General features: G+C 68.7%; 11 protein-coding genes. 3 read left to right on the top strand and 8 right to left on the bottom strand.

Annotated elements, in window-relative coordinates; all coding sequences use genetic code 11:
• Positions 1–2: 2 nt before the first annotated feature.
• From VPH43_RS03700 to VPH43_RS03665, 8 genes are all read right to left on the bottom strand, one after another.
• Positions 3–1,832 carry an aspartyl protease family protein gene (locus VPH43_RS03700; protein ID WP_328576308.1) on the bottom strand — a complete coding sequence of 610 codons (1,830 nt, stop codon included), beginning with the start codon at positions 1,830–1,832 and terminating at the stop codon, positions 3–5.
• Positions 1,833–1,906: 74 nt separating this feature from the next.
• A complete protein-coding gene (locus VPH43_RS03695; protein WP_328576307.1) occupies positions 1,907–2,752 on the bottom strand; it encodes a helix-turn-helix transcriptional regulator in 846 nt (281 codons plus the stop codon).
• 87 nt (positions 2,753–2,839) lie between these two features.
• The gene (gene acnB, locus VPH43_RS03690; RefSeq protein WP_328576306.1) at positions 2,840–5,431 is read right to left on the bottom strand and encodes a bifunctional aconitate hydratase 2/2-methylisocitrate dehydratase; all 2,592 of its coding nucleotides are present in this window, start codon (positions 5,429–5,431) and stop codon (positions 2,840–2,842) included.
• Positions 5,432–5,607: 176 nt separating this feature from the next.
• The gene (locus tag VPH43_RS03685; protein WP_328576305.1) at positions 5,608–6,363 is read right to left on the bottom strand and encodes a hypothetical protein; all 756 of its coding nucleotides are present in this window, start codon (positions 6,361–6,363) and stop codon (positions 5,608–5,610) included.
• 77 nt (positions 6,364–6,440) lie between these two features.
• Complete coding sequence (locus VPH43_RS03680) at positions 6,441–7,040, bottom strand: GNAT family N-acetyltransferase (protein ID WP_328576304.1); 600 nt, start codon at positions 7,038–7,040, stop codon at positions 6,441–6,443.
• 5 nt (positions 7,041–7,045) lie between these two features.
• Positions 7,046–8,065 (bottom strand): HpcH/HpaI aldolase/citrate lyase family protein, encoded by a 1,020-nt coding sequence (locus VPH43_RS03675; RefSeq protein WP_328576303.1) that lies wholly within the window; start codon positions 8,063–8,065, stop codon positions 7,046–7,048.
• A gap of 3 nt (positions 8,066–8,068) precedes the next feature.
• A complete protein-coding gene (gene tam, locus VPH43_RS03670; protein WP_328576302.1) occupies positions 8,069–8,842 on the bottom strand; it encodes a trans-aconitate 2-methyltransferase in 774 nt (257 codons plus the stop codon).
• Positions 8,843–8,891: 49 nt separating this feature from the next.
• Complete coding sequence (locus tag VPH43_RS03665; RefSeq protein WP_328576301.1) at positions 8,892–9,878, bottom strand: malate dehydrogenase; 987 nt, start codon at positions 9,876–9,878, stop codon at positions 8,892–8,894.
• A gap of 162 nt (positions 9,879–10,040) precedes the next feature.
• On the opposite strand from VPH43_RS03665, the gene VPH43_RS03660 reads away from it, so the two are divergent.
• The 3 genes from VPH43_RS03660 (at position 10,041) to sdhD (ending at position 11,711) form a co-directional block, all read left to right on the top strand.
• A complete protein-coding gene (locus VPH43_RS03660; protein ID WP_328576300.1) occupies positions 10,041–10,820 on the top strand; it encodes a GntR family transcriptional regulator in 780 nt (259 codons plus the stop codon).
• Positions 10,821–10,943: 123 nt separating this feature from the next.
• The gene (gene sdhC, locus VPH43_RS03655; protein WP_328576299.1) at positions 10,944–11,336 is read left to right on the top strand and encodes a succinate dehydrogenase, cytochrome b556 subunit; all 393 of its coding nucleotides are present in this window, start codon (positions 10,944–10,946) and stop codon (positions 11,334–11,336) included.
• A gap of 12 nt (positions 11,337–11,348) precedes the next feature.
• On the top strand, positions 11,349–11,711 hold the full coding sequence (gene sdhD / locus VPH43_RS03650) for a succinate dehydrogenase, hydrophobic membrane anchor protein (RefSeq protein ID WP_328576298.1): 363 nt from the start codon (positions 11,349–11,351) through the stop codon (positions 11,709–11,711).
• Positions 11,712–11,713: the final 2 nt, after the last annotated feature.

Below are 11,713 nucleotides of genomic sequence, written 5' to 3'. Positions count from 1 at the left end.
CATCAGGGCAGCATCTCGGCCAGCACCAGGGTCACCTGGCGTTCGGCGTTGTCGCGCTTCACCGTGAGCTTTACCTCGGTGCCCACGGCCTCGGAAAGCCGATGGTTGAACGCCCGGCCGCTCATCTCGCGGGCGGGCATGCCGTCCACCGCCAGGATGCGGTCGCCGCGCGCCAGGCCGGCGGCCTCGGCCGGCGAGCGCGGGGACACCAGCATCACCTCAAGCGCCTCGGGCGTGGTCTTCAGCGCCCGCAGGCCCGAGCGGTTGAAGGGTCGCGGCTCGTAGCCGGGCTGGTGCTCGAACCAGATCACGCCCTTGGCGTAGTCGAAGTCGAGCACGAAGTGCGACAGCAGCTCGGTGCCGATGTTGGCTGCCTCGGTGCGCGAGCTGAAGGAGCCCGCGGTGTCCTCGGCATAGCGCACCACCGGCCGCGCGATGGTGACGCCCGCGATCTCGATGGCGCCCACCCGGGTGGCCCAGTTGCGCGATTCGCCGCCCGCGCCGTAGGACACGGTGGCGATGCCCTCGCGTTTCATGCGCTCCGCCAGCCCGTGCGCTCGCGCCCACACATGCTGGATCACCGTGCTGCCGCCGTTGCCGGTGTCCAGCCCCAGCAGGCCGGGCTGCCCGTTGATGCGGCCTTGCAGCAGCGGCATGTCGTCGTCAAAGGCGATGGGCACCGCGGTGCCGCCGCCCTGGTGGCGATAACCGGCCAGCTTGCGCAGCGTGAGCGTCCTGGCGCGGTAGTCCAGCCGGATGCCGAAACGCTCGAACAGCTCCAGCCCCAGCAGGCCCGCCACCGGCGGGCGGCTGCCGCGCTCCACGGTGGAGTAGGGGAAGTGCAGCACATAGAAATGCTGGTCCTTCAGCGTGGCCTTGCCGATCTGCACCGTCTGCACCCGCAGGTACTGCTGCGCCGTTTCGCCCGCCCCAGCGCCGCCGCTGGCGCCCTGGCCCTGCGGCACCAGCCCCAGCGCCTTCGCCACGGCCGGCGTGATGATGTTGTGCCCGCCGGTGTCCAGGATGAAGTCGAAGTCCTGGCCGTTCAGGGTGGCCCGCACCACCGGCCAGCCGTCGATTTCCAGCGGCACGGTGGTGTCGCCGTACAGCACCACGTCGTCGGGCATGGGGGGCTGCACGAAGTCGCGCGCGGCCGGGCGCTGGATGCGCCACTGCTGCACCTGCACCCGCTCCACGTCGGAGCTGCCGGAGTCGCTGGACTCGATGGAGAAGGGCAGCCACAGGCCCTTCACCGGCCGGTGGTCGGCATACCGCACGGTGAGCACGGAGATCGGCATGGTGCGTTCGGTGCGCGCAAGCTGGTGCGTGGCCGCCTCGAACCACAGGCTCACCGGCTGCCCGCCCTGCGGCTGAACCTCCACCACGTCATAGGTTGTGCCGGCGTCCACGCGGCGCTGCGGCTCACCGACCTTGGCATGGTCCGCCGCTGCACGCAGCCAGCCGCGGCGGGTGAGCCAAGCTTCGGTGACGGCGGCCTGGCGCGCAAAATCCGCATTCAGCCGGTGGACCCCGCCGGAGGGATCCTGGCGCCAGCGGCCGCGGCCGTCATCGCCCTCGGCGGTGCGGAACACGCCCATGTCGGTGCGCAACAGATAGCGCCCGCGTTGGAGGTCTTCGCGCCGTTCCCAGCGGCCCTGCAGGGCGGACGCGTCCACCCTGCCTTCAGCTTGCAGGCCGTGAACGCCATCCCAGGCGCTGCCGCCTGCGGCGGCGCGCGCCTGGGCCAGCAAACGCGGGCCGGTGGCCTGCGCCAGCGCGCCCAGGGAGATGCACATTGCGCTCAGGCCGAGCGCCCAACTCCATCGCTTCATGAGCCGACCTTTTGTGAATGACGGCTGCAGCGTAGGGCGGCCGGGCCGCGGCGTCTTGAACGCGGCTTGCGCGCCTAGAACCCGGCTTGCATTGCGCGCCGGCGCGCACCCGGGGAGACGCCCACCTGGCGCGTGAAGACGCGGGTGAAGTGCGCCTGGTCGGCAAAGCCCGCGGCCGCGGCAATCTCGGCCAGCGTCAGCTCGCCTGCGAGCGCGCGCTCGGCTTCTTCCACCCGGCGCCGGCGCACGTAGTCGCCCAGGGTTTCGCCGCGGGCCTGGCGGAAGCAGCGCGCCAGGTGCGACGGATGCAGCTGCAGCGCGCCGGCCAGCTCGCCCAGCGTGGGCGCATGCGCGAGGTCGGCCTCGATGCGGTTGATCGCCTCGGCGATCCAGCGCGGCTCGGGTGCCGGCTGGTCGGCCCGCATGGCGAGCGCCAGCAGCTCGATGGCCGCCGAAGCGACCGCCAGCGATGCGGCCGTGTCGCTGGCATGCATCTCGTGCGCCAGCCGGCGCACCACCGGGGCGTCCGCCGGCAGCGCGACGTGGCGAAAGTCCGCCAGCCAGGCCTGCAGGGCAGGGTCCCGCACCCAGGCGTCGCCCAGGTGCAGGTTCAGGCACCGGCCTTCGAGCGGCCCGAACCGGTTGGCATGCGCATGGCCTGCGGGATGTGCGATCACGCTGCCGGCCGGGCAATCCCGCGCCCGCGCCGCCTGCATCTCGAAGCCGCCGGCCAGCACGATGCACAGGTACGGGTTTTCGTGTTCATGGCGCGGCACCACCATGCCGGGCGCGTGCTGCGCGGTGTTCACCACCAGGTCGGCGCTGGCCACGCGATGCGTCATGGCGCCGAAGTTCTGGCCTGCATTGAGCCGGCCGGCCAGCGAGGCAGCCGGTGTGTCGGGGGCAGGGTGCGCGGCCATCGCGGCCGATTCTAGGCGTGGGGCGCGCCGCAAAAGGAAGGGCCCGCATGCGCGGGCCCCGGGGTGCTGAAGCGGTGTGTCAGGCCGTCAGGCGGTGACCGCCTTGCCCACCGTGTTGAACTCCTCGATCTGGTCGAAGTTCATGTAGCGGTACACCTTGTCGCCGTCCTTGTTGATCACGCCCATGTCGGCGTGGTATTCGGCCACCGTCGGGATGCGGCCCAGCTTGGAGCAGATGGCGGCCAGCTCCGCGCTGCCGAGGTACACGTTGGTGTTCTTGCCCAGGCGGTTGGGGAAGTTGCGGGTGCTGGTGGACATGACGGTGGCGCCTTCGCGCACCTGGGCCTGGTTACCCATGCACAGGCTGCAGCCCGGCATCTCGGTGCGCGCACCGGCGGTGCCGAACACGCCGTAGTGGCCTTCCTTGGTCAGCTCGGCCGCGTCCATCTTGGTGGGCGGCGCCACCCACAACTTGACCGGAATGTCGCGCTTGCCTTCGAGCAGCTTGCTGGCGGCGCGGAAGTGGCCGATGTTGGTCATGCACGAGCCGATGAACACTTCATCGATCTGCGCGCCCTGCACATCGCTCAGGGTCTTGGCGTCGTCCGGGTCGTTGGGGCAGCACACCACCGGCTCGGTGATCTCGGCCAGGTCGATCTCGATGACCGCGGCGTACTCGGCGTCGGCATCCGGCTCCAGCAGGCTGGGCTTGGCGAGCCAGGCTTCCATGCCCTTGATGCGGCGCTCGATGCTGCGCTTGTCCTCGTAGCCGTTGGCGATCATCCACTTCAGCAGCGCGATGTTGCTGTTGAGGTACTCGATGATCGGTTCCTTGTTCAGGCGCACGGTGCAGCCAGCGGCGGAACGCTCGGCTGACGCATCGCTCAGCTCGAAGGCCTGTTCCACCTTCAGGTTGGGCAGGCCTTCGATCTCCAGCACGCGGCCGGAGAACACATTTTTCTTGCCCTGCTTGGCGACGGTGAGCAGGCCCTGCTTGATGGCGTACAGCGGAATCGCGTGCACCAGGTCGCGCAGGGTGATGCCGGGCTGCATCTGGCCCTTGAAGCGCACCAGCACCGATTCCGGCATGTCCAGCGGCATCACGCCAGTGGCTGCGGCAAAGGCGACCAGGCCGGAGCCGGCCGGGAAGCTGATGCCGATGGGAAAGCGGGTGTGGCTGTCGCCGCCGGTGCCCACGGTGTCGGGCAGCAGCATGCGGTTCAGCCAGCTGTGGATCACGCCGTCGCCCGGCCGCAGGGCCACGCCGCCGCGGTTGCTGATGAAGGCCGGCAGCTCGCGGTGCATCTTGACGTCCACCGGCTTCGGATAAGCCGCGGTGTGGCAGAAGCTCTGCATCACCAGGTCGGCGCTGAAGCCCAGGCAGGCCAGGTCCTTCAGTTCGTCACGCGTCATCGGGCCGGTGGTGTCCTGCGAGCCGACGGTGGTCATCTTCGGTTCGCAGTAGGTGCCCGGGCGCACGCCCTGGCCCTCGGGCAGGCCGCAGGCGCGGCCGACCATCTTCTGGGCGAGGGTGAAGCCCTTGGTGCTCGCCGCCGGCGCCGTCGGCAGGCGGAAGACGGTGGCCGCAGGCAGGCCGAGGAAATCACGCGCCTTGGCGGTGAGCGAGCGGCCGATGATCAGGTTGATGCGGCCGCCGGCGCGCACTTCGTCGAGCAGCACGTCGCTCTTGAGCGCGAAGGTGGCGGCGACAGCGCCGTTCTTCTCGATCTTGCCGTCGTAGGGGTACACGTCGATCACGTCGCCCATCTCGAAGGCGGACACGTCCACCTCGATCGGCAGCGAGCCGGAGTCTTCCTGCGTGTTGAAGAAGATGGGCGCGATCTTGCCGCCCAGGGTGACGCCGCCGAAGCGCTTGTTGGGCACGAAGGGGATGTCTTCGCCGGTGGCCCAGATCACGCTGTTGGTGGCGCTCTTGCGGCTGGAGCCGGTGCCCACCACGTCGCCCACGTAGGCGACGAGGTGGCCCTTCTTCTTCAGGTCCTCGATGAACTGCATCGGGCCGCGCTTGCCGTCTTCTTCCGGCGTGAAGGCCGCGCCGGCGCGGGTGTTCTTCAGCATCGCGAGGTAGTGCAGCGGGATGTCCGGGCGGCTCCAGGCGTCGGGTGCGGGCGACAGGTCGTCGGTGTTGGTCTCGCCGGGCACCTTGAAGACGGTGACGGTGATCTTCTTCGACACTTCCGGGCGCGAGGTGAACCACTCGGCGTCGGCCCAGGACTGGATCACTTCCTTGGCGACCGCGTTGCCGGCCCGGGCCTTCTCGGCCACGTCGTGGAAGTAGTCGAACATCAGCAGCGTCTTCTTCAGCGCTGCAGCGGCAACGCCGGCGACTTCGGCGTCGTCCAGCAGGTCGATCAGCGGCTTGACGTTGTAGCCGCCCACCATGGTGCCCAGCAGCTCGGTGGCCTTGGCGCGCGAGATCAGCGGCACGGCCACGTCGCCATGCGCCACGGCGCTCAGGAAGGAAGCCTTCACCTTGGCGGCGTCGTCCACGCCCGGCGGCACGCGGTGCGTCAGCAGCTCCACCAGGAAGGCCTCTTCGCCGGCCGGCGGGTTCTTCAGCAGCTCGATCAGGTCGGCGGTCTGCTGGGCGGACAGGGGCAGCGGCGGGATGCCGAGCGCGGCGCGTTCGGCGGCATGTTGACGGTAGGCTTGCAGCATGTGGGGCTCCGGGTGGGGGCGAAAAGCGGCCCGCCGGGGCTCCATACGGCCAAGCGCCGGCGACTCCAATATTTTATGTCTTATATAAGACTTGGCGCTCAATCCTGAGTGCCGCAGCGGCACAAAAAAGCCGCCCGGAGGCGGCTGTTTGTCGCACTTGGCTTCGGCGCCGCGGCTTACTGAGCCGGGGCCGAGGCGGGGGCCGAGGCCGCCGGTGCCACCTGCAAAGCGGCGCTGGAGGCCGGCAAGGAGACGGACACCGCCGCAGACGCAGCTGTCGCCGCCGCGCTGGCGGCCTGCGATGCCACGGCGGCGGCCGAAGCGGCGGTTTGTGCGGCCGCTGCCACGGCGGCCGTGGACGGCTGGCCTGCGAAGAGGCTGCCTGCCACAGCGGCAGAGGCGGCGTTGGTGGCGGCGCTGGCGGCGGTGTCCGCCGCCGCGGCCGCCACGCGAGCCTGCTCGATCGCCTCCACCGCCGCGCGCTGCTGCGTGTGCTGGCAGGCATCCACCATGCGCTGGGCCGCCTTGTTGTTCATGAGCATGGACTTCACCGGGATCTGCAGCCACACCACGTCGGCCTTGCGGTCGTGCAGGCGCACCGCGCCGGTGGTGGTCTCTTCCGGCACCATGTCAAAACGCTGCTTGCCGAAACTCACCTGGAAGTGGCCGGGGCGACCGTCCACCGGCTGCACGTCCACCGCCTGCTTGAACTCGCAATCGGCGCGGCCGGTGAACACGCGGCCGGCCATGGCCAGCTGCCCTTCGCTCAGGGTCTCGGGCGGCTCGGCGGCCACCGGCTTGGGCTCGGCCTTCTTCTTGGTGGCGGCCGGTTTGGCGGCTGGTTTCTTGCTGGTGGCCGCGTCCACGATCATCGGCATGGCGGCAAACACCACCAGCGACAGGGCAGCGACGGGGGCAAGCAGGCGGGTCATGGAAAACGCTCCGGGATTTCTCGAAAGCGGCGATTGTCGGCAAGCCGGCGGGCCGCACGGAGGCGGACAACCCCCGGTCAAGGCAACAAACTGCAAGCCGCCTGGCGCCGGAAGCTCGCCGGGTCGAGCCGGTACAGCACATGGCGCTGCATCGGGTGGCCTGCCGGCACACGGGGATGGTCGAAGTCGTCGCGCTCGTCGCGCCGCATGCCCAGGCGCTCCATCACCTTGCGCGACGGTGCGTTGGCCGGGATGGTCACGGCAATGATCTCGTCGAGCGCCAGTTCGGTGAAGGCGAACTGTGCGGCCGCACGCGCCGCTTCGATGGCATAACCCTGGCCCCAGGCGTCCCGGCAGAGGCGCCAGCCGATTTCCACCGCCGGCATGAAGGGCGCCTCGTAGGCCGGCACGATGAGCCCGACGGCGCCGGCAAACGGCAGCCGCCCGGGGATCTCCAGCGCCCAGAAGCCCCAGCCGCGCTGGCCAAGGGCTTGCCGTATCCGGCCCGCTTCGCCCAGCGCCTCCTCCGGCGTGTGTACGGAGGGAAAGTGCTGTCGCACCTGAGCGTCGGCGTTCATCTCGCACCAGGCGGGCAGGTCGCTGTCTTTCCAGGCGCGCAGCAGGGTGCGTGCGGTGCGCAGCTCCAGCGGGTGCGGGTAGGTCTTCAGGATCAGCATGCGGGTCAGGCCGTCGCTTCGTTGAAGAACGCCTGCCGCACTTCGGTCGGCAGCTGCGGCCCGTCCGCGAACGACGTGCGATGGGCACGCGCCAGCACATGCCAGAAATAGCGGAAGCTGGCCCGGTCGTGCAGGGTGTCGCGGTGCCGTATCGGCGCCCAGTTCGCGTCGCGCGCGGCCATCAGGATCTCGATCGCCTGGTCCACCTCGGCGACGGTTGGAGAGAAGGCGTCCACGATGGTGCGGATCTGCGCGGGGTGGATGCTCCACATGCGGGTGTAGCCGAACTGGCGCGCCGCCTTGTCGGCCGCCTGCGCCAGCGCACGTTCGTCCTTGAACTCGGTGACCACGCAGTGCGATGGCACCTTGCCCGCAGCATGGCACGCCGCCGCGATCTCCAGCTTGGCCCGCACCACCAGCGGATGTTCGAACTGGCCGGTAACGCTCATGCCGCTTTGGGGAATGGCGCCGCGGTGTGCCGACACGAAGTCCATCAGCCCAAAGGACAGTGATTCGATGCGTGGATGGGCCGCGATCGCCTGCACGTGTTGCAGGGCACCGTGGGTCTCGATCAGCGCATGCAAGGGGATGCGGCGCGCCAGGTGCGCATCCACGCTGAGCCGGTCCACCTCCTGCGCTGCCCGCTCCACGTCCGCCAGGCTGCGCGGCTTCGGCAGCATCAGGTAAGCCAGCCGGGCGCCGGCATCGCGCACCAGGGTCTTGGCCACGTCGGCAAAGGCTGGATGATCGACCGGCAGCATGCGAGCGCCGACCCGGCCGAAGCGGTTGGCCGGCGAGGTGACGAGCTCGGCGATCAGCTGTGCATGCTCGCGCTCACCGCCCACTGGCGCGCCGTCTTCGTTGTCCAGCGTCACGTCTAACACGGGCCCCAGTTCGGCCTGCAAGTCAAGGCTCTTGCGCATGCGGGCTTCGACGCCCGCATAGTGGTCGCACACCGGCAATGACACGGCGGCTTCGCTGGCGTCGAACAAGGCATCGCAGGGATGCACGGAGGTGGTGCTCATGGGTCAGGCGCCGCGCTGGGCGACGATGAACAAACGGGGAAAGGCGAGCAGCCGGCTGCCGTCAGCGCGTCGCGAATAGGCGTGGCCGATGCGCTGCTCGTAGTCATGGAGGAATTCTGCCTGCAGCGGCGCGGGCAGCGCGTCGACAAAGGGCTTGAGGCCGGTGCCGCGCAGCCACTGCACGATGTCGGCTGGCGAGCCCATGCGGTGGTGGTAGGTGGTGCGCCAGATGTCGACCGATGCGGCGCCGGGCGCCAGCAGGTCGTAGTACGCGTCGGCGGGCAGGATGCGGGCGCGCAACGTGGCGGCATCGCCGATGAGCGCGGCCCAGCGGGCATCGGCGGCCGTCTCGCGCATCAGGCGGTGCGAGGGTTCGTCGAGGTTGTCGGGCATCTGCACGGCCAGCACGCCGCCGGGTGCCAGCATGCCGAACAGCCGGGGCAGCAGCGTGTCGTGGCCAGGCAGCCATTGCAGCGAGGCATTGGCGTAGATAAGGTCCGCGGCCTCCGCCTGCCAGGTGCGGATGTCGCTGAGCTCGAAGCGCACCTGCGGCAGCCGCGAGCGGGCCGCTTCCAGCATGGCGGGCGAGTTGTCCGTGCCGACCACGCTGGCCTGCGGAAACCGCCGCACCAGCAGTTCGGTGGAATTGCCCGGGCCGCAGCCCAGGTCGAAGACACCTTGGGCGGCCTGCAAGGGCACGCGGGCGAGCAGTTCCACCGCCGGCCGGGTGCGCTCATCCTCGAAGCAGGTGTAAAGGGCAGGGTTCCAGTCGCGCATGGCGGTCCCCCAACAAAAAAGCCGGCTTTCGCCGGCTTGGTTGCTGTGCTTACAGCAGGTGCTTCACGCCTTCCTGCTCTTCGAGCAGCTCCTTCAGCGTGACGTTGATGCGCTCGCGGCTGAACTCGTCGATGGGCAGGCCTTCGACGATCTTGTACTCGCCGTTTTCCACCGTGACCGGGTAGCCGAACATCACGTCCTTGGGGATCTCGTACTGGCCGTCGCTGGGAATGCCCATGGTGACCCACTTGCCGTTGGTGCCCAGGGCCCAGTCGCGCATGTGGTCGATGGCGGCATTGGCAGCCGATGCGGCGGACGACAGGCCGCGCGCCTCGATGATGGCCGCGCCGCGCTTGCCGACGGTGGGCAGGAACGTGTTCTTGTTCCATTCCTCGTCGTTGATCATCTGCTTGACCGGCTGGCCGTCGATGGTGGCGAAGCGGTAGTCGGCATACATCGTGGGCGAGTGGTTGCCCCACACGGCCATCTTCTCGATGCTGGCCACCGGCTTGCCGGTCTTGGCGGCGATCTGGCTGAGCGCGCGGTTGTGGTCCAGGCGCAGCATGGCGGTGAAGTTCTTGCGCGGCAGGTCGGGCGCGCTCTTCATCGCGATGTAGGCGTTGGTGTTGGCGGGGTTGCCCACCACCAGCACGCGCACATTGCGCGAGGCCACGGCATTCAACGCCTTCCCCTGTGCAGTGAAGATCTGCGCGTTGGCGCTCAGCAGGTCCTTGCGCTCCATGCCGGGGCCACGCGGGCGGGCGCCGACCAACAGGGCGTAGTCGGTGTCCTTGAAGGCGGTGTTCGGGTCGCTGTGCGCTTCCATGCCGGCCAGCAGCGGGAAGGCGCAGTCTTCCAGCTCCATCATCACGCCCTTGAGCGCCTTCTGCGCCTTCTCGTCCGGGATCTCCAGCAGCTGCAGGATCACGGGCTGGTCCTTGCCCAGCATTTCGCCGGAGGCGATGCGGAACAGCAGGGCGTAACCGATCTGGCCGGCGGCGCCGGTGACGGCGACACGGACGGGCTTCTTGCTCATGGGGAAGGCTCCAAGGAGGTTGGTGGAAAGGTCTGGACCACCGGTGAGTTTACGGCGACTCTAAGGGTCTACCCCTGCTCTGTCAATGGTCTTATGTCTTATATAAGACATCTTTCATGAGTTGGTGGACGTGCGGGCGCGCCGTGTGCTGCAATCCGGGCCATGGCCTCCGTTTCACCTTCCAGCGGCGCTTCCGCGGCCGACGCCCCGGCCGCCGAGTCCGGCCCGGCGTTCAGCCCGCTCTACCAGCAGATCAAGGCGCTGATCACGCGCAGCCTGCAAAGCGGCGAGTGGAAGCCGGGCGAGGCGATCCCGAGCGAAATGGACCTGGCGGCCCGCTTCAAGGTGAGCCAGGGCACGGTGCGCAAGGCGATCGACGAGCTGGCCACCGAGAACCTGGTGGTGCGGCGGCAGGGCAAGGGCACCTTCGTGGCCACCCATGCCGAGCAGAAGATCCAGTACCGATTCCTGCGCCTGATGCCCGACGACGAAGGCGCACCGCGCGGCACCGAGCGCCGCATCCTCGAATGCCGGCGGCTGCGCGCCCCGGCCGACGTCGCGCGCGTGCTGGAGCTCAAGAGCGGCGATGCGGCGGTGCAGATCCGGCGCCTGCTGCTGTTTGCCGGCAAGCCGGTGGTGCTGGACGACATCTGGCTGCCCGGCGCGGCCTTCAAGGGCCTGACCGCCGAGCGCCTGGCGGAGACCCGCGGGCCGCTGTATGGCCTGTTCGAGACCGAATTCGGCGTGCGCATGATCCGCGCCGAGGAAAAGATCCGTGCCGTCGCTGCGGACGCGGCCACCGCCCAGCTGCTGGAGTTGCCACCCCACGCGCCGCTGTTGAGCGTGGAGCGGCTGTCGTTCACCTACGGCGACAAGCCGGTGGAGCTGCGGCGTGGCCTGTACAACACCGAATCGCACTACTACCGCAACGAATTGAGCTGACAGCGGGAACCACGCATTCGTTGTCAGGCTCGCGACTGTTGCATTGCAATAAAATCATTTGGTTTCACGCACGCAAGGCTCGTAATGGCACAAGTACAAGCACCGAAGCAGAGACCGGGCGAGATGAAGCTGATCGACGCGCTGACGGGCTACCGTTATCCGTTGGCAGCCATCGTGTCCATCCTGCATCGCATCAGTGGCGGCATCCTGTTTGTCCTGCTGCCCCTCATCATCTGGCTGTTCGACACCAGCGTCACGTCCGAGTTCTCCTTTGAGCGCTTCCGCGCCGCCTTCGTCAGCGGCATCGGCGTGGTACCGGGCTGGCTGGTGAAGCTGGTGGTGCTGGCCATCATCTGGTCCTACCTCACCCACTTCATCGCCGGCGTGCGCCACCTGTGGATGGACGCCACCCACTCGGTGTCCAAGGAGCAGGGCAAGGTGTCCGCCCAGGTCACGATGGGCCTGAGCCTGCTGCTCACGCTGCTGTGCGCCGCCAAGCTCTTCGGCCTGTACTGAGGAACCAAAAGCATGGCCATCAATCACGGATCCAAGCGCCTGGTCGTCGGCGCCCATTACGGTTTCAGCGGCTGGCTCGCCCAGCGCATCACCGGCGTCGCGATGGCGCTGTTCACGCTGGTGCTGCTGGTGCAGCTGCTGCTGCCGGGGCCGCTCAGTTATGAAAAGTGGGCCGGCATCTTCGCGGCCCAGTGGATGAAGGTGCTCACGTTCACGGTGATCGTTGCGCTGGCCTACCACGCGTGGGTGGGCATGCGCGACATCTGGATGGACTACATCAAGCCGGTCGGCATCCGCCTGGCGATGCACGCGCTGACCATCATCTGGCTCGTGGGCTGCGCCGGCTGGGCAGTCCAGGTCCTCTGGAGACTTTGAAC

Origin of the sequence: Ideonella sp. BN130291 (assembly GCF_036231905.1) — a bacterium.
In the GTDB taxonomy this organism is placed as follows: Bacteria; Pseudomonadota; Gammaproteobacteria; order Burkholderiales; family Burkholderiaceae_C; genus CAMLIZ01.
The sequence above is the reverse complement of the archived record's forward strand: the minus strand, read 5'-3'. Positions and strand labels throughout refer to the sequence as shown.